A 21,120-nucleotide genomic window follows, 5' to 3' on the forward strand; every position below is an offset into this window, starting at 1 on the left:
TCACCGCCACATAGCCTGAATATAAAGAGGGGAGGCCTTGCAGCCTCCCCGAGTGTTTCTGGACAACGCATGAGAATACTGATCATTGGGCCCAGCTGGGTTGGCGACATGGTGATGGCGCAGACCCTGTTCCAGTGCCTCAAACAGCAGCACCCCGACTGCGTGATCGACGTGCTGGCCCCCGACTGGAGCCGGCCGATTCTCGAACGCATGCCCGAGGTGCGCCAGGCCTTGAGCTTCCCGCTCGGCCACGGCGCATTGGAGCTGGCCACGCGTCGGCGCATCGGCAAGTCGCTGGCCGGCCAGTACGACCAGGCGATCTTGCTGCCCAATTCGTTCAAGTCGGCACTTTTGCCGTACTTCGCCGGTATTCCCAAGCGCACCGGATGGCGCGGCGAAATGCGCTACTTCCTGCTCAACGACGTGCGCACCCTCGACAAGGCGCGCTACCCGCTGATGATCGAGCGCTTCATGGCCCTGGCCTACGCGCCGGGCGCCGAGCTGCCCCAGCCATACCCCCGCCCGAGCCTGCGCATCGAAGCGCAGAGCCGCGACGCTGCACTGACCAAGTTTGGCCTGGCCCTGGACCGACCGGTGTTGGCGCTATGCCCGGGCGCGGAGTTCGGCGAGGCCAAGCGCTGGCCTGCCGAGCACTACGCCCAGGTGGCCGAGGCGCTGATTCGCCAGGGTTGGCAGGTCTGGTTGTTCGGCTCGAAAAGCGACCACCCGGTGGGCGAGCAGATTCGCGAGCGGCTGATTCCCGGCCTGCGCGAGGAGTCGAGCAACCTGGCCGGGGAAACCTCCCTGGCCGAGGCCATCGACCTGCTGTCGTGTGCCGATGCCGTGGTTTCCAACGACTCCGGGCTGATGCATGTGGCCGCCGCACTGAACCGCCCGCTGGTGGCGGTGTACGGCTCTACCTCGCCCGGTTTCACGCCACCCTTGGCCGACCAGGTCGAGGTGGTGCGCACCGGTATCGAATGCAGCCCGTGCTTTGATCGCACCTGCCGCTTCGGTCACTACAACTGCCTGCGCCTGCTGGAGCCTGCGGCGGTGATCGCCGCGTTGCAGCGTCTGGGCGGGCCTAACCTGATCGATGTCATGGCCGAGGTCGACTAAGTGCGGGTCCTGATCATCAAGACGTCTTCCCTGGGGGACGTGATCCACACCCTGCCGGCGCTTACCGATGCGGCACACGCCATTCCCGGCATCCGTTTCGACTGGGTGGTGGAAGAAGGCTTCGCCGAGATCCCGTCCTGGCACCCGGCGGTCGACCAGGTGATTCCGGTGGCGATCCGCCGCTGGCGCAAGAACCTCTGGCAGACCCTCAAGGGCGGTGAGTGGAAGGCTTTCAAGCAGCGCCTGCGCGAACGCAAGTACGACCTGGTGATCGACGCCCAGGGCCTGGTCAAGTCGGCCTGGCTGACCCGCTACGTCAAGGCGCCGGTGGCCGGGCTCGACCGCTACTCGGCGCGCGAAGGCTGGGCCAGCCGCTTCTATGACCGGCGCCTGTCGGTCGCGGTCGGCCAGCATGCAGTGGAACGCGTGCGACAGCTGTTCGCCTTGTCCCTGGCCTATGACCTGCCTGAGGGCATCGGCGACTACGGCCTGGACCTCGCCCGCCTGGAGCTGCCGCCGGTAGCCCCCTACGTGGTGTTCCTGCACGGCACCACCTGGGATACCAAGCACTGGCCCGAGGCCTACTGGCGCGAGTTGGCCGAGCGCATGGGCCGACGCAAGCTGCAAGTACTGCTGCCCTGGGGCAACCCTGTGGAGAAGGCGCGTGCCGAGCGGATTGCCCAAGGCTTGGAAAACTGCAAGGTACTCCCCAAATTGAACCTCGCGGGCGTGGCCCGCATTCTGGCTGCGGCCAAGGCCTGCGTGGCGGTGGACACCGGCCTCGGCCACCTGGCCGCCGCCCTGGACGTGCCGACCATCTCCCTGTTCGGCCCGACCAACCCTGGCCTGACCGGCGCCTACGGACGCGCCCAGATCCACCAGGCCAGCAACTTCCCCTGCGCACCCTGCCTGCAGAAGAAGTGCACCTACAAACCGAGCGCCGAGGACCTGCGTCGGTTCGATCTCAAACGCGAGTGGCCGCTGTGCTTCACTCGCCTCAATCCCGAGCATGTGGCGAGCCGCCTGGGCGCGTTGCTGCTGGCCGAGGATGTGCGTTGATGCAACTGGCTTTTGTGCTCTACAAGTATTTCCCCTTCGGCGGGCTGCAGCGCGACTTCATGCGCATCGCCCTGGAGTGCCAGAAGCGGGGACATCAGATCCGCGTGTACACGCTGATCTGGGAAGGCGATGTACCCGAAGGTTTCGAAGTGCTGGTGGCGCCGGTCAAGGCGCTGTTCAACCACCGCCGTAACGAGAAACTCAGCGCCTGGATGGCGGCGGACCTGGCCAAGCGTCCGGTCGACCGGCTGATCGGCTTCAACAAGATGCCGGGCCTGGACGTGTACTACGCCGCCGACGGCTGCTTCGAGGACAAGGCGCAGAACCTGCGAGGCGGCCTCTACCGCCGCTGGGGTCGCTACCGGCACTTCGCCGAATACGAGCGGGCGGTGTTCGCCAGGGACGCCGCCACCGAGATCCTGATGATCTCCGAGGTGCAGCAGCCGCTGTTCATCAAGCATTACGACACCCCCGAGGCGCGTTTTCATCTGTTGCCGCCCGGTATTTCCCAGGACCGCCGCGCCCCGGCCAATGCTGCCCAGGTCCGCGCTGCGTTCCGCCAGGAGTTCGGCCTGGGCGACGACGACCTGCTGCTGGTGCAGATCGGCTCGGGCTTCAAGACCAAGGGTGTGGACCGCAGCCTCAAGGCCCTCGCCGCGCTGCCCTCCAGTTTGCGCAAGCGCACCCGGCTGATGGTCATCGGCCAGGACGACCCCAAGGTGTTCCAGCTGCAAAGCGCAGCGCTGGGCCTGGGCGAGCAGGTGCAGTTCCTCAAGGGCCGCAGCGATATCCCGCGCTTCCTGCTGGGGGCCGACCTGCTGATCCACCCGGCTTACAACGAAAACACCGGTACCGTACTGCTGGAGGCGGTGGTCGCTGGCCTGCCGGTGCTGGTCTCCAAGGTGTGCGGCTACGCCCACTACATTGCCGAGGCCGACGGCGGCCTGGTGCTGGACGAGCCGTTCGAACAGGAACAGCTCAACGCCTACCTGCAACGCATGCTCGAAGACGACCAGGCCCGCGCGGCCTGGGGCCGCAATGGCCTGGCCTTCGCCGAAACGGCTGACTTGTACAGCATGCCCCAGCACGCCGCCGACGTGATCCTCGGCCAGGAGGCGCCATGAAGCTGATACTGGCACAACCCTTCAAGCGCCTGTGGGCCGAGCGCGATGCCTTCGAGGCCGTGGAGGCCTTGCAGGGCCAGGTGTATCGCGAGCTGGAAGGCCGTCGCACACTGCGTACTGAGGTCGATGGCGAAGGTTACTTCGTCAAGATCCACCGCGGCATCGGCTGGGGCGAGGTGTTCAAGAACCTGTTCAGCGCCAAGCTGCCGGTGTTGGGCGCAGGCCAGGAGTGGCGGGCTATCCAGCGCCTGCATGAAGTGGGCATCGCGACCATGACCGCCGTTGCCTACGGCGAGCGCGGCAGCAACCCGGCGACCCAGCACTCGTTCATCGTCACCGAGGAACTGGCGCCCACCATCAGCCTGGAAGATTACTGCGTCGACTGGCCCAGCCAGCCGCCGGAGCCACGCCTGAAGCGTGCTCTGATCGCCGAAGTGGCGAGAATGGCAGGTGGCATGCACCGCGCGGGCGTCAATCACCGCGACTGCTACATTTGCCACTTCCTGCTGCACACCGACCGCCCGGTGACGCCCGAGGCGTTGAAACTGTCGGTGATCGACCTGCACCGCGCGCAGACTCGTGCCACAGTGCCCCAGCGCTGGCGCGACAAGGACCTGGCCGCGCTGTACTTCTCGGCGCTGGACATCGGCCTGACCCAGCGCGACAAGCTGCGCTTTCTAAAGGGCTATTTCCAGCGCCCGCTGCGCCAGGTGCTGCGCGAGGAAGCCGCGCTGCTGGCGCGTCTCGAGCGCAAGGCGCAGAAACTCTACGATCGTAAACTGCGCTACGGGGGCGCGCTCTGATGGCGGGTTGGACACTGGCGCCGGAGTATCGGCACCTGGCGGCAGATTTCGGCAGTATCGAAGCGGTATTCGCCCTCGAAGGCGAACGCCTGACCCAGGACCCGCTCAGCGAGGTCGTGCGCATCCAGCGCGATGGGGTGAACTACTACGTCAAGCGCTACACCGGCGCGGGCAAGCATATGCGCCGCTTCGTCGGGCGCCCGCGGATCAAGGCCGAGTGGCAGAACCTCAAGCAGTTCGCCAAATGGGGCATCCCTACCGCCGAAGTGGTGGCCTGGGGGCTGGAGCGCAATGGTCTGGCATTCGGCCGTGGGGCGATGGTCACCCGCGAGCTGCCGCGTACCGAAGACCTGTCCGAGCTGGCCCGGCGCAATGACGCGCGCCTGGCCGACCGCGCCTGGGTCGACCAGCTCAGCTGCCAACTGGCGCGACACACGCGAGTGATGCACGATCACCACTTCGCCCATAACGACCTGAAGTGGCGCAACCTGCTGGTGGACGACCAGGGCACGCTATTCTTCATCGACTGCCCCACCGGCGACTTCTGGCGTGGCTTCATGCTGCGCCATCGGCTTATCAAGGACCTGGCGTGCCTGGACAAGGTCGCCAAATACCACCTGTCGGCCACCCAGCGCCTGCGGTTCTATCTGCAGTACAGCGGGCGGGCACGTCTCGATGCCAAGGACAAGCAACGGGTTCGCCAGGTGTTGAAATTCTTCGAGGGAAGGGAATGACCGATTACCTGGCCAGTGCCGACCATGCGCTGCTCAAGCGCCATGGTCTGAATGATTTCGAAGCGCTGTGGGCGCTGCAGCTCGATGCCGTTGACGAGCCCAATACCGGGCGCGGTGGCTGGAGCAGCGTGTTCCGCATGGAGCTGGAGGGCAAGGGCTACTTCCTCAAGCGTCAGCGCGACTACCTCACGCGCACCTTGCACCGGCCATTCGGCGAACCCACCTTTGCCCGCGAATTCCGCAATATCTGCCGCTACGAGAAACTCAGGATCCCGGCCCTGCAGGCGGTGTTCTTCGGCGAGCGCAAACAGGGCGGCGAACACCGTGCGATCCTGCTGACCCGCGCCCTGGACGACTGGCAAGACCTCAGCGAGCTGCTGGCGCAGTGGCCGCAACTGCCTGGCCCGCAGCGCCAGGGCATTCTCGAAGCCTGCGGCCGCCTGGCGCGCACCCTGCACGCGGCCGGACAGGTGCATGGCTGCTTCTACCCCAAGCACATCTTCCTGCGAGAGCGCCGCGAAGGCTGGCAGGCGCAGTTGATCGACCTGGAGAAAACCCGGCCACTGCTGTTCGGCCTGCGCGATCGTCTCAAGGACCTCGAACCGCTGCTGCGCCGCGCCGATGCCTGGGGCGAAGTGGAGATGCGTAGCCTGCTGGCCGCCTACCTGGAGCAACCCGCCGACAGCGCCTTGGTCAACACCTGGTTGCAACGCCTGATGCAACGCCGTCGCCACAAAGAGGCCCGCTGATGCGTTTGTCTGAACTCAAGGATGCCGGGCGCAGCCCGTCGTTGCCGCTGACCGTGACCCTGGCCGATGCCGCAGGCCCTGCCGACCTGCAACTGCTCAGCCTGCTGCGGGTGCTGCCCGGCCAGCGCTACGTGGGCGCCGGCGTGTGGCGTGGCACGCCGGTACTGGCCAAGCTGCTGGTAGGTGGCAACGCTGCCCGGCATTTCCAGCGTGAGCGCGAGGGCGTCCAGCTGATGGCGGCGCAGGGGCTTACCACGCCGCGTCTGCTGGCCGATGGCCTGAAGGAAGGCGAAGGTGGCTGGCTGTTGTTCGAGTTTCTCGAGCATGCCCAGAGCCTGGGCGATGCCTGGGCTGCGGTGGAGCACTTGCCGCCGCTGGCTGACGTGCAGCAGCAGGTACTGGGCGATGCGCTGGCCGCGGTGGCGCGGATGCACGCCAAGGGGCTGTGGCAGGATGACCTGCACCTGGACAACCTGCTGCGCCACCAAGGCCAGCTGTACTTGATCGACGGTGGCGGCATCAAGGCCGAGACGCCGGGCCAGCAGCTGTCGCGCCAGCGCGTGCTGGAAAACCTCGGGGTGTTCTTCGCCCAGTTGCCCAAGCGCCTGGAACCGTTCATCGAAGAGCTGTTGGTGCACTACCTGATGGCCAATGCCGAGCACGCGCTGCCGCTGGAAGCCTTGCAGAAACAGGTGGACAAGGTGCGTGCCTGGCGTCAGAAGGACTTCCTCGACAAGGCTGGGCGCGATTGCACGCTGTTCAGCGTCGAGCGCAGCCTTTCCGGCCTGCGGGCGATCCGCCGGCCCGAGGTGCAGGCGCTGCTGCCGGTGCTGGAGCAGGCCGACCGCTTCATCGAAGAAGGCCACTCCTACAAGGCTGGCGGCTCTGCCAGCGTTGCGCGTATCGACGTCAATGGCCGCACCTTGGTGCTCAAGCGCTACAACATCAAGAACACTGCCCACTGGTTCAAGCGTTTCTGGCGCCCCAGCCGCGCCTGGCATGCCTGGATAGAGGGGCTGCGCCTGGAGTTCCTCGGCATCAGCACGCCGCGCCCATTGGCGGTGCTGGAACAGCGGGTGATGGGTCTGCGTAGCAAGGCCTACCTGGTGACCGAGCATGCCGATGGGCCAGACCTCAAGGCCAGTTTCGCGCCCTACGTCGACAACGGCGAGGCGCCCGAAGCCCAGGTGCAGGCCCTGGTGCGCCTGATGCAACGGCTTATCCAGGCGCGCATCAGCCATGGCGATTTCAAGGGGCATAACCTGCTCTGGCAGGACGGCGACTGGTCGCTGATCGACCTCGACGCCATGTACCAGCACGCCACCCAGCTGAGCTTCGCCCCAGCCTACGCCCGTGACCGGGCGCGGCTGTTGCGCAATTGGCCCAGCGGCAGCGCCTTGCACCAGCGGCTCGATCAGCTACTTCCACGGCTCGTGGAGTAGTCTGCAGGCAGCATCATCCAGTCACTGCTGCGCCCGGGTTGGCGTACCCGGACCCGCCATTGGCCATCCTGCCAGCGCAGGATGGCCCACGCGGTAGCGTTTTCCTGGGGTTGTCCGGGTATCGACAGGTGGTAATGCCGCTCCAGAAGGTGTGCGCGTAGCGGCAATGCATGGCTGCCCGCCAGCAGATACAACAGGCCGTCTGCCTGGCGCAGGCCCTCTATTCCTTGCACGGGGGCGCCCTCGGGGGCTTCTGCCATTCGGCATTGTTCGAACAGCGCCGCCAGGTCCGGCAGCCCGTCGTACCAGAGCAAGGGCGAGTCGACCACCCACTGACCATCTTCACGACGTTTGACTGCCACCTTGAGGTAGGCATCGGGTTGCCGTGGGTCGACGGCACGCCAGTGATAGCCATCGAACGACACCTGGTAATAACTCCCGCTGGTGTCCTTGATGTAGTAGAGCGACAGCCCGGCGTGTCCCGAGGTTTTCTCGTAGACCCCTGGCCCATGGATACCATCGATGCGGTAGCGCAATGTGCTGACATCCGGCCTGGCCGCGTAGGTCGGGGGCAACGCCATGGGTGGCGTGGGTGGCATGGCGCGGATCGCCCGACGCATCACGGTTGCTCCGGTGACGTTGTTGATGCCGTCGCTGGCGTGCGTGAACGCCTCGACCAACTGCTTGAGTGCACCGACCCGATCTTCGTTTTCAAGCGCCTCCAGGGCGTCGAGCGAGGAAATGCCCGCCCGACCGAATGCCAGCGCGGCCAGCGCGGGTGTGGGCAATACCAGGCTTATCAAGTCCAGCAGTATCCACAAAGTATGCAGGGCAGTCTCGCCGAGTACTTCCAGGCGCGTGTTGGTGCTTGCATCGACTGCTGCCATTACCGCCCGTACCTCAGCGAAGTAGCAGGCTTGCAGGAAGTCGCCGGTGACTTCGCGACATTCCACCTGGGTGCCCAGGCGACCCTTGGCCAGCAATCGCTCCACGCTGCCGGGCTTGGCCAGGGGCAGGCGCTCGACCAGATACTGGCGCAGCGCCGGTGTGTTGCGCAGTTCCCGCAATAGCGCTCGGGTATTGCGGTATTCGCGCCAGGGCCTGCGGTCCGGGGCATCTGGCGCGTAGACCAGGAAACGCTGCATTTGTGGGGTTTGCGGAACGATAAACAACACCCCTTGGGCTGTCTGTCCGGTTACCAGCAGTTGCAGCACACTGAGGCGGTTGTCCTCCACCAGCGGTCGCCAGTTGCTATCGGGATAGCTGAGCAGCACCTTGGCCCAGCGGTAACCCTGCTCTAGCGGGTCCTGGAGAAAATGCCCGGCGTAGCGCGCCTTGGCTGCTTCCGCGCGCATACGTGCCCGGCTGATGCCGACATAGGCCTCCTGGCGCCATTGCCCGGCGGGCGAGTCGACGAGGTGGGTTTGCAGGAACTGCGAATAGCTGCGGCCAACGTTCAACTCACGCACCAGCTGCTTGGCCTGCGCGGCGCTCAACCCTGGCAGCGTAGTGCCATCGGCGAGGTGCACGCGTGCGGTGAGCCAGTAGTCGATGTCGAGCCAGTTGACGTTGATCAGTGCCAGCTGGTCGAGGCTGTAGGTCTTGCGCACCATCTCGATGGTATCGCCCACCCGTGGGCGGCTTGCGGCGGGGATGTAGCCGGTGGGCAAGTTGGGCAGCAACACGGGCCCGACCTGTCGCGCCATGGTGACGCTGACCATGACCTGCTCGGCGGCGATATCGAGCTGGTGCCGCTGGCGCAGCTCCCGGCGTAATTGCTCGCGGGTCCAGGCCAGCAGGCTGTTCTGTTCGAGGAATTGGTGGTGCGTGGGCAGGCCTGGGGCGCCGGCGCGTTCGATGGCGATGATCAGTTCCTGCATGGTCTGGATGATGTGGGTCCGGCCTTGCACCGAAGTGTTCTTGAACCAGGTAGGCGAGTGTTTTTCCAGCAGCAGTGCGTAGCGGGTCGGCAAGGCGGCCTTGCTGGAGGCGTATGCACTCATGTCGCTGGCGATACGCAGGCGTTCGTCGAAGGCCTGCGAGCCGACGTCCAACCCGGCTTCCAGGGCCGCCTGCCAGGCGCGGGTCAATTGCCCGTGCTGGGCATCGAGCAGGCATTGCACCTGGACGTCCAGCAGGTCTTCGGTCAGCCACTCGTAGCGCAGCCGCTCGGCGTTGTGTGCGCAGTCTTGGTCACGCTCATTGGGGAAGAGCCGCAGCATGGGCCGACTCTGCATGGGGTCGTCCAGGCGTTCGCACAGCTCGGTGTGCAGGGCTTGCAGGTCGCTGAACGCTTCGATGCCATGGGCGAGGCTGCACAGCAGCACGGCACCGGCGGCCTGGCCATGGATCAGCCATTGCCCCTGCGGGCCGCCTTGCACGATGACGATGATCCCCGGCAGATGCCCGCGCCAGTTCGGGCGGGTGATGTCGAGGCGCGGGCGATACAGTTGTGGTCGTGTGTTGGCAGGCAACGCCTCGCGTTGCCAGGGCAGGGGCCTGTCCAGGCAGGTGCGCAGCAGCTCTGCGTGGGGTTCGGCGAGTGTCTGGTCGTCTATCCGCAGGTCGATTTCGGCCAGCAGTTGGGCGAGCCGCAGTTGGCTCAAGCGGGCCTTGCGCGAGGCGCCGCTGTCGCCAGGCGCGTTCCAGTAACTGGCCAGGTCGGCGAAGAAGGCCTGGCGCGCCAGCCTGGGGTCGTGGCTGGTCGTTGGCCGTGGCGGGCCAGACAACAGGGCGGCGATCGGTTCGTCGAACGATTCGAAGCGTTGCAAAGGTGTCATGGGTTCTCTCCCAGTGGCAGGAGAGCGCGAGCCTGCTACCCGCCTCGCCCCCTCAGGGGCCAGCGGGTTACCTCATGTTCGGCACAGCCCCCGGATACCGAGCAGCGCCGGAACCCCGAGGCCTAACCAGGCCAGCACATCCCAGGGGCCGTCGCCCAACAGTGCGGCGAACAACCCGACCGCGCCCAGCACGCCGAGGAAGGTCGGCCAGGCGAAGATTCGCCGGGTGCTCTGCGACTTGTGGCTCATGCCGACACCACCTTCGGCCGGCGCTGCTTGCCCAACCACAGGTACACGCCGCTGCCAAGCACGATGATGGTCAGCACATCCAGTACCGCCCAGAGGATCTGCATCGGCCTGCCGCCGTAGTCGCCGAAGTGCAGCGGCTGCGACAAGCCCAGCGCATCCAGGTACCACGGCCTCTCGCCCACGGCGGTTACTGCCAGGGTCTGGGCATCGATCAGTACTGGGGTGAACAGGTGCGAGGTCAGCGGCGTACCGCCTTTCATGAACACCGCATAGTGGTGCTCGCTGGAGAAGCGTGTGCCGGGAAAGGCGATGAAGTCTGGGCGCATGCCGGGCGCAGCCTGTCCGGCGATGTCCAGCAGGCGCGAGGCCGGGGCGCGTTGGAGCAGCGGCGGGGCATCGCGGTAGGGCGCTACCATCGTCGCCAGGCTGTCGTTGCGCCAGGCGGCGATGACCAGGTCGGACAGCGCGCTGACCACGCCGGTGACGCCCACCACCAGTGCCCAGGTGAGGGTGACTATGCCTATGAGGTTGTGCAGGTCGAGCCAGCGCAGGCGGCTGGACTTGCCGTTGCGCACCTCGGCGAACTTCAGGCGGCGCATGAACGGTGCATACAGCACCGTGCCGGAGACGATCGCCACCACGAACAATACCCCCATGGACGCCAGCAGCAGCTTGCCGGCAAGCCCTGCGAACATGTCCACGTGCAGGCGCAGCACCAGCATCATGAAACCGCCGTTGGCGGCCGGCATCTCCAGGGCCTCGCCAGTGCGGGCGTCGAGCATGAAGGTGTGCGAGAGGTTGGGATGGGTGCCCGCCGTAGCGGCCATGATCGCCACCACGCCGTTGGGCTCGTCCGCTTCATAGCCGAAATATTGCATGGCTTCGCCGGGGCGGTGGGCCTCGGCCTTGAGCACCAGCTGCTGCATGTCCAGGTGTGGCGTGTCGGCTGGCATTTCGCGCAGTTCTGGCGCCTCTCCCAGCAACTGCTCGATTTCATGGTGGAAGATCAGCGGTAGGCCGGTCAGGGCGAGCAACAACATGAACACCGTGCAGACCAGGCTGCTCCAGGTGTGGATGACCGACCAGCGGCGAATGGTTTGGCTTTTCATTGCACGGTTTTCTCAGCGTTCAGAAACACCAAAGCCGCCCATGAAGGGCGGCCCGGTCTGCAATCGTGTGGCGTCAGCTTTTTACCATTTGTAGGTGGCGCTGGCGACGACGCTGCGCTGGTCTCCGAAATAGCAGTAGTAGGCGTCACAGGTGGAGAGGTACTGCTTGTCCAGCAGGTTGGTGGCTTTGACCGCCAGCGAGGCGCCTTCCAGGCTGTTGTCCAGGCGGCCCAGGTCGTAGTGCACGGAGGCGTCGAACACGTTGTAGGCCTTGGCCTTGCCCAGGTAGGTGTTGCCCTGGTCGCCATAGGTGTTGCCGGTATAGCGGGCGCCAGCGCCGATACCCAAGCCATCCAGCACGCCGTTGTGCCAGGTGTAGTCGGCCCACAGCGAGGCTTGCTGGTTCGGCATCAGTTGCAGGCGGTTGCCTTTGTACTGTCCATCTTGGACCTCGGACTTGGCCAAGGTGTAGGCCGCGATCACCTGGAGGTTCTCGGTAACGTCGGAAACGGCTTCCAGCTCCAGGCCGTGCACTTTCACTTCGCCGGTCTGGCTGGTGACGGTGATACCACCGACGTTGTTGGTGACCGAAACGTTCTTCTGGGTCAGGTCATACACCGCAGCCGACAGCAGGGTGTTGGAACCGGGCGGTTGGTACTTGATACCCATTTCCCACTGCTGGCCTTCGGTCGGCTTGAATGAGTCGACCGGGTCGGCGCTGGCGTTGTTAGTCGGTTGGAAAGATTCGGCGTAGGAGATGTATGGCACGAAGCCCGAGTCGAACACATAGCTGAGCGCCGCGTTGCCGCTGAAGGCTACGTCGCGTTGGGTGTTGGTAGCGCCGCTGCGGTTGTGGAACTCGGTGCCGGTGTGTACCCAGTCTTCACGCCCGCCCAGGGTCAGGCGCCAATTGCCGATGGCCATCTGGTCCTGGATGTACAGGCCGGTCTGGCGGCTTTTCTGGTTGTAGTCGTAGAACGCGGTGGAGCGGTCCGGACGGGTGATCGGCAGGCCATACACCGGATTGTGCACGTTGGTGGGCGGCACGCTGAAGTCGAAAATCGACAGGTAGTTGGTGTTGATGCGCTGGTGGTCCAGGCCGATCAGCAGGGTGTGGTCGATGACGCCGGTGGAGAAGTTGCCCTGGAAGTTGTTGTCCACGGCGAACTGGCTGATGTCTTCTTCCACGTTGGTCGATAGGCGGCTGACGGTGCCGTCGTCCTGAACCGGGCCGCCGGGCTGGTAGTAGCTGCCGGGGGTAATGGTCTGGAAGGACAGGTCCGATTTGGTGTAGCGAAGGTTCTGACGGAACTGCCAGACGTCGTTGATGCGATGCTCGAAGGCATAGCCCAGCGCGTAGTAAGTGCGGTCGTAGAACTCGTAGTCCGGGTCACCGAGGTTCTTGTGATGGGAGATCTTGCCGAACGGCATGTCGATCTTGGTGCCCTGGATAGGACGGAACTGGCTGGTGGTGCCGGTATCGTCGCGGGTGAATTGGGTCAGCAGGGTCAGCGAGGTATCGTCGTCGATGTTCCAGGTCAGGCTGGGGGCGATGTTGTAGCGCTTGTTTTCGATGTGGTCGATCTGTGTGTCGCTGTCACGCACTACGCCGCTGATGCCGTAGAGAAAGCGGCCCTGCTCGTCGATCTTGCCGGTGCTGGCGAAGTTGATCTGGCGATGGTTGTCGCTGCCGTACTGCACCTCTATTTCGTGGGCGCTTTCGGCTTGCGGGCGACGGCTGACCATGTCCAGCAGGCCGCCGGGCGGGGTCTGGCCGTAGATCGAAGAGGCCGGGCCGCGCAGCAGGGCGAGCCGGTCGAGGTTCCAGGTCTCGGCTTTCGGGTTGGCGTATACGCCACGTGGCAGCGGCAGCCCATCGAGGAACTGGGTGGGCTCGAAGCCGCGTACGCGCATCCAGTCGTAGCGCGTGTCGCTGCCGAAGCTGGCCGAGACGATGCCGGGCATGTAGCGCACGGCGTCATCCAGGCTGTGCACGTTACGGTCGTTCATCTGCTCGCGGGTGGCCACGGAGATGGAGCGAGGCACTTCGACCAGCGCGGTGTCGGTCTTGGTGCCGGCGGCGGTGCGCTTGACCAGGTAGCCGTCAGCCGGGCCCCAGGCGCTTTCATATTCGCTATTGGCGTTGATCGCGGTTTCCGGCAGCGACACGCTGCCCTGCGGGGTGGCCACCACGCTGTAGCTGCCCGCGCTGCCCATCTGCAGTTGCAGGCCGGTGCCGCGCAGGGCGGCTTGCAGCGCGCCCAGGCCGTCGTACTGGCCGTTGACCGGCGCCGAGGTGCGACCGTTGACCAGTGCTGGGTCCAGTGCCAGGGCGATGCCGCTTTGGCTGGCGATCTGGTTCAGGGTGGTCGACAGCGCACCGGCAGGCAGGTTGTAGGCGCGCACGGTGGACTGCTCGGCGGCGAACAGCGCGGTGCTCATCAGCGGGGTGGCCAGGCCGATGGCCAAGGCCATCATGCTGGGGCGCAGGATCGAATCAACAGCACGGGACATGCAGCGGCTCCTCGAAGGATAAGTGCTCAACTGCTTCCTTGCCGGGTGAGTTCTGGAAAGTGACAGGGCCTGTTGAAAAAATTTTTACCTGAAGCTTTTCAGGGCGTTTTCCGGCCCTGTCACGGGGCGCTATGGCCTCAGCGAGGCCCGACCGTCACCCACCAGCGGGTGTGTCGCTCGACCTTCACCGGCAAGGCTGGCTGCAACGAGGCCAGGGCCAGGTCGATGTCGGTCAGCGGGAAGCTGCCGGTCACGCGCAGGTTGGCCACCGAGTCGGCCACGCCCAGGTGCCCGTGGCGGTAGCGACCAAGCTCGGCCACCAGGTCGGCCAGACGCACGTTGTCCACCACCAGCATGCCGCGGGTCCAGGCATCGGCGCCCGCGCTGACCGGGCTGAGCGCACCCAGGCCGTTGGCGCTCATCAGCACCTGCTGGCCCTCGCGCACCACTTGCTCGTTGCCGTTGTCGCGAGGCTTGGCCGCCACCTGGGCCTGCAACACCTCCAGGCGCGTGCCAGCGCGCTCGCGCTTGACCAGGAAACGCGTGCCCAGCGGGCGCAAGCGGCCATCGTCGGTACGCACCCACAGCGGGCGTGTGTCGCCGTGGCCGGTTTCCACGGAAATCTCACCCTGGCGCAGCACGATCACCCGCTGCTCACCTTCGAAATCGATATCTACTGCGGTATGGGTATTGAGGCTCAGCAGGGTGCCGTCCTCCAGGCGCAGGGTGCGCAGCTCGCCCGTGGCGGTGCGTTGGTCGGCCAGCCAGTAGTCCGGCGAGAGCGACGGCGCACCGACCCAGGCCAGCAGGCCGCCGAGCAGCAACATGCCGGCCAGCCCACCACCGACCTTGCCAATGCGCTGGCGAAGGCCTGCGCGCGATTGCAGCAGGGCATGGCGGGCGGGGCCTGCGGCAGCGCCTACGCGCTGGTCGAGCATGCCGAGCTGGAACCAGGCGCGGGCGTGTTCTTCGCAGGCCTCATGCCAGCGCTTGAATTCGTTGCGTTCGTCAGCGGTGCCGTCGCCCCCTTCAAGGCACAGCTTCCAGGCGATGGCGGCTTCCAGGACCTTGGCCGAGACCGGCGTGTTGCTCACGTCGGCTCCCCGTACAGGGCCACGTAGCATTGGCGCATGCCCTGGGCGATGTACTGGCGCACGCGGGACACCGAAACGCCCAGGCGCTCGGCGATCTGCGCATGGCCCATGCCATCGAGGCGGTTGTACAGGAACGCGGTGCGGGCCTTGCTCGACAGCTTGCCGAGCAGGCGGTCGATGGCCTTGAGGTCTTCGAGGATCAGGTGCAGGGCTTCAGGGGAGGGGTGCTCGGCTTCCGGCACCCGGGCCAGCTCGGCCAGGTAGGCCTGTTCCAGCGCGGCGCGGCGGAAGTGGTCGAACATCAGGCCCTTGGCCACGGCGACAAGGAAAGCGCGGGGTTCGCGGGGGGCGTCCAGCTGCGGGCGGCCGAGCAGGCGCACGAAGGTGTCCTGGCTCAGGTCTTCGGCCTGCTGGCGGCAGGCTGTGCTGCGTTGCAGCCAGGCCAGCAGCCAGCCGCGATGGTCGCGGTACAGGTTGCCGACCAGCTCGGCATGTGGACTGTGCGCAGACGACAAGAGGCGTCCCCCAGAACAAAATGCGTTAACTAACGATAATTATTCGCGATTGTGGCAGAGCCAAGGTGGGGGACGCAATCGACGCTTATCGGAATGCTGTCTATTTGCTAGTGGGGCCACCGCCAGTCAATGCACGGCACAAACCCTGTAGGAGCGGGTTGTGTGCCGGGTTTACATGCCGTGCCCGTGACTCGTGCGCCGGCGCCACTGCCTCAGGCGCTGCTCAAGCTGTAGCGGGCTGTCGAGTTGCTGGCGGCGGGCCTGGCTGAACAGGATCAAGGCCAGCTCGGCGGTCACCTGGGCGTCGGCGCTGGCATGGTGGCGCGCCTGGACTTCCAGGCCGAAGCGCGCGACCCAGTCGTCCAGCCCGGCCTCGCGCAGCACGGTTTCCGGGTTGAGCAGGGGGGCCAGCTCGGCCACGTCGAGGAAGGTATGTTGCAGGCGGTGGCCGAGGCTCTCTTTCAATGCCCGGGCGAGCATGCCTTGGTCGAAGGGCGCGTGGAAGGCCAGCACCGGGCTGTCGCCGATGAACTCCATCAGTTCGACCAAGGCTTCGGCCGGGTCACAGCCGGCGGCCAGGGCGCTGGGGCCCAGGCCGTGGATCAGCACGCTGGAGTTGGTCTTCTGCTCGGGGCGGTGCAGGGTGCGCTCGAACTGCTGGCCAAGTGCGATGGCGCCATCCTCGATGGCCACGGCGCCGATCGACAGCACCTGGTCGCGGTTCAGGTTCAGACCGCTGGTTTCCAGGTCCAGCACCACCCAGCGCTGCGCGCGCAGTGGGTGCACGCCGAGCGGCGCCGGGCGCGGCAGGCGGGCCAGGCGCTGGCGCAGGTCGTCGTCGAGCTTGGGGGCGGCGGGAAGCAGCCAGGCGAACAGGTTCATAGCTGGTACCGCTGCGCCAGGTTGCTTTGCAGGCGTTGGGCCTGGCGCAGCGACTCGCGCAGGATGCGTCGGTCCAGATGGTTGAGGCTGTCCGGGTCGAGGCGGTTGGAATACGGCAGGTTGTCGCGGCTCTGGCGCTGGTGCTGCTGCATGCGGGTTTGCTGGATGAAGTGGTAGGCCTCTTCAAAGGCAGCGCCGTCGAGCGGGTCGATGACGTCCTTGGCGACCAGCTGGCGCAGGCGTTCCAAGGTGTTGTTGGCGCCGATGCCATGGGCCAGGGCCAGCAGGCGGGCGCCATCGACGAAGGGCGTCAGGCCTTGCACCTTGAGATCGAGGGTAGCGGCCTTGTCGTTGCCCTGGCGGGTCAGCACGAACTCGCGCAGGCGCCCCACCGGCGGGCGCTGGCGCAGCGCGTTGTCGGCCAGCATGCGTTGGAAGATGCGGTTGTCGGCGACCTGCGCGAGGATGCCTTGGCGCAATTGCTCGCAACCGGCCTCATCGCCCCAGACCACGCGCAGGTCGAAATAGATGCTCGAACCCAGCAGGTTCTCGGGGCTGGCCTCGCGGATAAACCCAGAGAAACGTCGCGCCCACTCGCCACGCGACAGGCACAGCGCGGGGTTGCCGGCCATCACGTTGCCTTTGCACAAGGTAAAGCCGCACTGCGCCAGGTTTTGGTTGATGTACTGGGCCAGCGGCAGCAGGCGCGTGCGGATGGCGTCGGCCTCGGCGCTGTCGCGGGCTTCGAAGAGGATGCCGTTGTCCTGGTCGGTGTGCAGGGTCTGCTCGCGGCGTCCTTCGCTGCCGAAGCACAGCCAGCTGAACGGCACGCCGGGGTCGCCGCGCTCGGCGAGCGCCAGTTCGATCACTCGGCACACGGTGTGGTCGTTGAGCAGGGTGATGATCTGGGTGATCTGCGTCGAGGAGGCGCCATGGGCCAGCATGCGCTCGACCAGCTGGCTGATCTCGCCACGCAGCGCCACCAGCACGTCCAGGCGCGGGGCGTGGCGGATGGTGCGCGCCAGGTGCACCAGGTCCACCCGCTGCAGCGAGAACAGGTCGCGCTCGGACACCACGCCGCACAGGCGGCGGCCGTCGACCAGGCAGACGTGAGCGATGTGCCGTTCGGTCATCGCCATGGCGGCGTCGAAGGCACTGGCCTGGGGGCTGAGGTAGAACGGCGCGGCGGTCATGTGCCGCTCGATCGGCGCACTTAGCTCGGCGCTGGCGTCTGCCACCACCTGGCGTAGGTCGCGCAGGGTAAAGATGCCGGTGGGAAAGCGCTGCTCGTCGACGATGACGATGCTGCCCACCTGTTGCTCGTGCATCAGGCGCACGGCCTCGCGCAGCGGGGTTTCAGGCGTGCACGTCACCGGGTGGCGCATGGCCAGCTCCCCCAGGGGGGTATTCAGCGAATACTGAGTGCCCAGGGTTTCCACGGCGCGCTGGCGCACCTGCTGGTTGACCTGGTCGAGCAGGCTGCTGACGCCGCGCAGGGCGAAGTCGCGGAATACCGCCGAGAGCGAGAACACGCGGATGAACGCGGCCTTGTTCAGTTGCAGGCAGAAGGTGTCTTCGCCGGCCAGGTGCTCGGTACGGGTGGCCCGCTCGCCCAGCAGCGCGGCCAGGGGGAAGCACTCGCCGCTGGCGATTTCGAAGGTGGTTTGCGTGCCGGGGCCGGTGACGTGCTGGCGCTCGCCGACCACACGCCCCTGCTTGACGATGAAGAAGTGCTCAACTGGCCCGTCGGAGGGCTTGATGATGCTCTCTCCAGTGGCGTAGAAACGCAGTTGGCACTGCTCGACCAGGTAGGCCAGGTGGCTGTGCTCCATCTGGTTGAATGGCGGGAAGCGCTGGAGGAACTGCAGGGTCCCCTGGATGTTCTGTAGCACTGCCGTCCTGCCGGCTTGGGTGTAGGCGTCCTTCTTGCTCATGGAACTGACCGCATATGTGTGTCTGTGTGTTTATACACAGGCATTGTTGTTCTAGAGCCCCATGGTCGGCCGCCCGCTCTGCGGTGCCCATTGGACGTAAGTCTATAAACCGAACGTGAAGGCAACGTGCGTCAAATAGCCGACGAAAGGCAGTTTGCACGGCGTTGTTTTGCGGTCTGAACTTCAAATCAGGGATTTTTGACGAGATGGCCATGAACGAGCATGACGACCTGCTGAGTGACGCCGAACGTGAGGCGTTGGCCGTGCTCGCTGCCCCGCCGGCCCCGGCGCAACGGGTCCTGGTGGTGGACGACAATCTGGTCAACCGCGAGGCGCTGTGCCTGTATCTGAAAACCAAAGGCCTGGACTGCATCAGCGCCGACGGCGCCCAAGCGGCGCTGGAGTGCCTGAGGCGCGAGCCGCGTATCGGCGTGATGATCACCGACCTGCGCATGGAGCCCAAGGATGGCCTGGAACTGATCCGGCAGATTCGCGAGTCGGAGCGTGCGGCGTTGTCGATCATCGTGGTGTCGGGTGACACCGATGTGAAGGAAGCGGTGGATGTGATGCACCTGGGGGTGGTGGATTTCTTGCTCAAGCCGGTGGACCTGGGCAGGTTGCTGGAGCTGGTGAGGAAGGAGTTGGGAATCGGTTGAACAATGGGGCCGCTGCGCGCCCCTTCGCGGGCAAGCCCGCGAAGGGCTGCGAAGCGGCCCCATTTACATCGTTACAACCCGTTGCGCGCCTTGAACTCGCGGCGACGACGGTGCAGCACCGGCTCGGTGTAGCCGTTCGGCTGCTTGGCACCTTCTACCACCAACTCCACGGCCGCCTGGAACGCGACGTTGTCGTCGAAGTTCGGCGCCATCGGGCGGTACAGGGCGTCGCCGGCGTTCTGCTTGTCGACCACCGCCGCCATGCGCTTGAGGCTTTCCAGCACCTGCTCCTGGCTGACAATGCCATGGCGCAGCCAGTTGGCCAGCAACTGCGCGGAAATACGCAGGGTGGCGCGGTCTTCCATCAGGCCGACGTTGTTGATGTCCGGCACCTTCGAGCAGCCCACGCCTTGGTCGATCCAGCGCACGACATAGCCGAGGATGCCCTGGGCGTTGTTGTCCAGCTCGTTGCGGATCTCGTCCGCCGACCAGTTGGTATCGGCGGCCAGCGGCAGGGTCAGGATGTCGTCGACCGATGCCGGGGTGCGTGAGGCCAGCTCGCGCTGGCGCGCCTGCACATCCACCTTGTGGTAGTGCAGAGCGTGCAGCACTGCAGCGGTCGGCGACGGCACCCAGGCGGTGTTGGCACCGGCCAGCGGGTGGGCGATCTTCTGTTCGAGCATCGCGGCCATCAGGTCAGGCATGGCCCACATGCCCTTGCCGATTTGCGCACGGCCTTGCAGGCCGGTGGCCAGGCCGATGTCGACGTTGTTGTTCTCGTAGGCGCCGATCCACTTCTCGTTCTTCATGGCGCCCTTGCGCACCACGGCGCCGGCTTCCATGGAGGTGTGAATTTCATCGCCGGTGCGGTCGAGGAAGCCGGTGTTGATGAACACCACGCGCTCGGCAGCGGCCTTGATGCAGGCCTTGAGGTTGACCGTGGTACGGCGCTCCTCGTCCATGATGCCGACCTTCAGGGTGTTGCGCGGCACGCCCAGCAGGTCTTCGACGCGGCTGAAGATCTCGGCGGTGAAGGCCACTTCTTCCGGGCCGTGCATCTTTGGCTTGACGATGTACAGGCTGCCAGTGCGGCTGTTCTTGCGGCTGACGTCGCTCTTGAAGTTGTGCAGGGCGATCAGGCCGGTGAACAGGGCGTCCTGGATGCCTTCGGGAATCTCGTTGCCCTGGCCGTCGAGGATCGCCGGGTTGGTCATCAGGTGGCCGACGTTGCGCACGAACAGCAGCGAGCGGCCGTGCAGGGTGACGCTGCCGCCACCGACTGCGGTGTACTCGCGGTCAGGGTTCATGGTGCGGGTAAAGGTCTTGCCGCCCTTGCTCACGCTTTCGGCCAGGTCGCCCTTCATCAGGCCCAGCCAGTTGCGGTAGACGATCACCTTGTCGTCGGCGTCGACTGCGGCGACCGAGTCTTCGCAATCCATGATGGTGGTCAGCGCCGCTTCCATGAGGATGTCCTTCACGCCCGCGGCATCGGTGCTGCCGACCGGGGTGCTGGCATCGATCTGGATCTCGAAGTGCAGGCCATTGTGCTTGAGCAGGATGGCGGTTGGCGCTGCGGCGTCGCCCTGGTAGCCGATCAGTTGCGCGTCGTCGCGCAGGCCGCTGTTGCTGCCGCCCTTGAGCCCGACCACCAGCTTGCCGGCTTCGATGCGGTAGGCGTTGGCGTCGACATGGGAGCCTGCGGCCAGTGGCGCGGCTTCGTCGAGGAAGGCGCGGGCGAAGGCGATGACCTTGTCGCCGCGTACCTTGTTGTAACCCTGGCCTTTCTCGGCGCCGCCGGCTTCGCTGATGGCATCGGTGCCATACAGCGCGTCATACAGCGAACCCCAGCGGGCGTTGGCGGCGTTGAGGGCGAAGCGTGCATTCATCACCGGCACGACCAACTGCGGGCCGGCCATGTGGGCGATTTCTTCGTCGACGTTGGCGGTAGTAGCCTGGAAATCGTCTGCTTGTGGTAGCAGGTAGCCGATTTCCTGGAGGAATGCCTTGTAGGCGGCGGCATCGTGGGCCTGGCCTTTGCGTGCCTGGTGCCAGGCATCGATCTTGGCTTGCAGCTCGTCGCGCTTGGCGAGCAGGTGCTTATTCTTTGGAGCGAGGTCGTTGATGATCTTCTCTGCGCCTGCCCAGAACTGCGCGGCGACGATGCCGGTGCCTGGAATGGCTTCGTCGTTGACGAAGTCGTGCAGGACCTTGGCGACCTGAAGGCCACCGACGTGAACGTGTTCAGTCATTGCTTGCCTCACTCTGCTCAGCTGTTTCGCTCTTTCAGTATTAAGCCTGTAGCGCTTCTCTAAACACGCCTACCAGTACATGCCTGCATTGCGTGCCAGGCGGCTGGG

General features: G+C 65.6%; 17 protein-coding genes. 8 read left to right on the plus strand and 9 right to left on the minus strand.

Going from position 1 to position 21,120, the window contains the following annotated elements:
* The first annotated feature begins 69 nt into the window (after window positions 1–69).
* The 7 genes from waaF to RAC97_RS09860 are packed head-to-tail and all read left to right on the plus strand — an operon-like array spanning window position 70 to window position 7,030.
* Entirely contained in the window at window positions 70–1,119 is a 1,050-nt protein-coding gene (gene waaF, locus RAC97_RS09830) for a lipopolysaccharide heptosyltransferase II (RefSeq protein ID WP_375099541.1), read from the plus strand.
* Entirely contained in the window at window positions 1,120–2,178 is a 1,059-nt protein-coding gene (waaC, locus tag RAC97_RS09835; protein ID WP_375099542.1) for a lipopolysaccharide heptosyltransferase I, read from the plus strand.
* Window positions 2,178–3,302 carry a glycosyltransferase family 4 protein gene (locus tag RAC97_RS09840; RefSeq protein ID WP_375099543.1) on the plus strand — a complete coding sequence of 375 codons (1,125 nt, stop codon included), beginning with the start codon at window positions 2,178–2,180 and terminating at the stop codon, window positions 3,300–3,302. Before waaC ends, RAC97_RS09840 begins: the two co-directional genes overlap by 1 nt.
* On the plus strand, window positions 3,299–4,105 hold the full coding sequence (gene rfaP / locus RAC97_RS09845; protein WP_375099544.1) for a lipopolysaccharide core heptose(I) kinase RfaP: 807 nt from the start codon (window positions 3,299–3,301) through the stop codon (window positions 4,103–4,105). The genes RAC97_RS09840 and rfaP overlap by 4 nt, the downstream gene beginning before the upstream one ends.
* Window positions 4,105–4,839 carry a lipopolysaccharide kinase InaA family protein gene (locus tag RAC97_RS09850; protein ID WP_375099545.1) on the plus strand — a complete coding sequence of 245 codons (735 nt, stop codon included), beginning with the start codon at window positions 4,105–4,107 and terminating at the stop codon, window positions 4,837–4,839. Before rfaP ends, RAC97_RS09850 begins: the two co-directional genes overlap by 1 nt.
* The gene (locus RAC97_RS09855) at window positions 4,836–5,588 is read left to right on the plus strand and encodes a lipopolysaccharide kinase InaA family protein (protein WP_375099546.1); all 753 of its coding nucleotides are present in this window, start codon (window positions 4,836–4,838) and stop codon (window positions 5,586–5,588) included. Before RAC97_RS09850 ends, RAC97_RS09855 begins: the two co-directional genes overlap by 4 nt.
* Window positions 5,588–7,030, plus strand: coding sequence for a lipopolysaccharide kinase InaA family protein (locus RAC97_RS09860; RefSeq protein ID WP_375099547.1), 1,443 nt, complete (start codon window positions 5,588–5,590; stop codon window positions 7,028–7,030). Before RAC97_RS09855 ends, RAC97_RS09860 begins: the two co-directional genes overlap by 1 nt.
* Here the strand turns inward: RAC97_RS09860 and RAC97_RS09865 are convergent.
* The 8 genes from RAC97_RS09865 to RAC97_RS09900 all read right to left on the minus strand — a co-directional run bounded on the left by RAC97_RS09865 (window position 7,003) and on the right by RAC97_RS09900 (window position 18,107).
* The gene (locus tag RAC97_RS09865; RefSeq protein WP_375099548.1) at window positions 7,003–9,810 is read right to left on the minus strand and encodes a dermonecrotic toxin domain-containing protein; all 2,808 of its coding nucleotides are present in this window, start codon (window positions 9,808–9,810) and stop codon (window positions 7,003–7,005) included. The genes RAC97_RS09860 and RAC97_RS09865 overlap by 28 nt on opposite strands.
* 72 nt (window positions 9,811–9,882) lie before the next feature.
* Window positions 9,883–10,059 (minus strand): hypothetical protein, encoded by a 177-nt coding sequence (locus RAC97_RS09870; RefSeq protein WP_375099549.1) that lies wholly within the window; start codon window positions 10,057–10,059, stop codon window positions 9,883–9,885.
* Entirely contained in the window at window positions 10,056–11,168 is a 1,113-nt protein-coding gene (locus tag RAC97_RS09875) for a PepSY-associated TM helix domain-containing protein (RefSeq protein ID WP_375099550.1), read from the minus strand. Before RAC97_RS09875 ends, RAC97_RS09870 begins: the two co-directional genes overlap by 4 nt.
* An 81-nt stretch (window positions 11,169–11,249) precedes the next feature.
* A complete protein-coding gene (locus RAC97_RS09880) occupies window positions 11,250–13,682 on the minus strand; it encodes a TonB-dependent siderophore receptor (RefSeq protein ID WP_375099551.1) in 2,433 nt (810 codons plus the stop codon).
* Window positions 13,683–13,819: 137 nt separating this feature from the next.
* Complete coding sequence (locus tag RAC97_RS09885) at window positions 13,820–14,776, minus strand: FecR domain-containing protein (RefSeq protein ID WP_375099552.1); 957 nt, start codon at window positions 14,774–14,776, stop codon at window positions 13,820–13,822.
* A complete protein-coding gene (locus tag RAC97_RS09890) occupies window positions 14,773–15,291 on the minus strand; it encodes an RNA polymerase sigma factor (protein ID WP_375099553.1) in 519 nt (172 codons plus the stop codon). Before RAC97_RS09890 ends, RAC97_RS09885 begins: the two co-directional genes overlap by 4 nt.
* A gap of 171 nt (window positions 15,292–15,462) precedes the next feature.
* On the minus strand, window positions 15,463–16,173 hold the full coding sequence (locus RAC97_RS09895) for a PolC-type DNA polymerase III (protein ID WP_375099554.1): 711 nt from the start codon (window positions 16,171–16,173) through the stop codon (window positions 15,463–15,465).
* A complete protein-coding gene (locus RAC97_RS09900; RefSeq protein ID WP_375099555.1) occupies window positions 16,170–18,107 on the minus strand; it encodes a DUF294 nucleotidyltransferase-like domain-containing protein in 1,938 nt (645 codons plus the stop codon). The genes RAC97_RS09895 and RAC97_RS09900 overlap by 4 nt, the downstream gene beginning before the upstream one ends.
* 212 nt (window positions 18,108–18,319) lie before the next feature.
* On the opposite strand from RAC97_RS09900, the gene RAC97_RS09905 reads away from it, so the two are divergent.
* Entirely contained in the window at window positions 18,320–18,763 is a 444-nt protein-coding gene (locus RAC97_RS09905; protein ID WP_375099556.1) for a response regulator, read from the plus strand.
* Window positions 18,764–18,834: 71 nt separating this feature from the next.
* Here the strand turns inward: RAC97_RS09905 and RAC97_RS09910 are convergent, their stop codons facing one another.
* Complete coding sequence (locus tag RAC97_RS09910) at window positions 18,835–21,012, minus strand: malate synthase G (protein ID WP_375099557.1); 2,178 nt, start codon at window positions 21,010–21,012, stop codon at window positions 18,835–18,837.
* Window positions 21,013–21,120 lie beyond the last annotated feature (108 nt).

The organism is Pseudomonas sp. LS_2, assembly GCF_042709235.1.
In the GTDB taxonomy this organism is placed as follows: Bacteria; Pseudomonadota; Gammaproteobacteria; order Pseudomonadales; family Pseudomonadaceae; genus Aquipseudomonas.

Bases quoted from the DNA above. Each gene is read 5' to 3' on its own strand.
- rfaP (WP_375099544.1), top strand. From the start codon at position 3,299: ATGAAGCTGATACTGGCACAACCCTTCAAGCGCCTGTGGGCCGAGCGC.
- RAC97_RS09865 (WP_375099548.1), bottom strand. From the start codon at position 9,810: ATGACACCTTTGCAACGCTTCGAATCGTTCGACGAACCGATCGCCGCC.
- RAC97_RS09860 (WP_375099547.1), top strand. From the start codon at position 5,588: ATGCGTTTGTCTGAACTCAAGGATGCCGGGCGCAGCCCGTCGTTGCCG.
- RAC97_RS09875 (WP_375099550.1), bottom strand. From the start codon at position 11,168: ATGAAAAGCCAAACCATTCGCCGCTGGTCGGTCATCCACACCTGGAGC.
- RAC97_RS09905 (WP_375099556.1), top strand. From the start codon at position 18,320: ATGAACGAGCATGACGACCTGCTGAGTGACGCCGAACGTGAGGCGTTG.
- RAC97_RS09850 (WP_375099545.1), top strand. From the start codon at position 4,105: ATGGCGGGTTGGACACTGGCGCCGGAGTATCGGCACCTGGCGGCAGAT.
- RAC97_RS09910 (WP_375099557.1), bottom strand. From the start codon at position 21,012: ATGACTGAACACGTTCACGTCGGTGGCCTTCAGGTCGCCAAGGTCCTG.
- RAC97_RS09855 (WP_375099546.1), top strand. From the start codon at position 4,836: ATGACCGATTACCTGGCCAGTGCCGACCATGCGCTGCTCAAGCGCCAT.
- RAC97_RS09880 (WP_375099551.1), bottom strand. From the start codon at position 13,682: ATGTCCCGTGCTGTTGATTCGATCCTGCGCCCCAGCATGATGGCCTTG.
- RAC97_RS09840 (WP_375099543.1), top strand. From the start codon at position 2,178: ATGCAACTGGCTTTTGTGCTCTACAAGTATTTCCCCTTCGGCGGGCTG.
- RAC97_RS09900 (WP_375099555.1), bottom strand. From the start codon at position 18,107: ATGAGCAAGAAGGACGCCTACACCCAAGCCGGCAGGACGGCAGTGCTA.
- RAC97_RS09870 (WP_375099549.1), bottom strand. From the start codon at position 10,059: ATGAGCCACAAGTCGCAGAGCACCCGGCGAATCTTCGCCTGGCCGACC.
- waaF (WP_375099541.1), top strand. From the start codon at position 70: ATGAGAATACTGATCATTGGGCCCAGCTGGGTTGGCGACATGGTGATG.
- RAC97_RS09895 (WP_375099554.1), bottom strand. From the start codon at position 16,173: ATGAACCTGTTCGCCTGGCTGCTTCCCGCCGCCCCCAAGCTCGACGAC.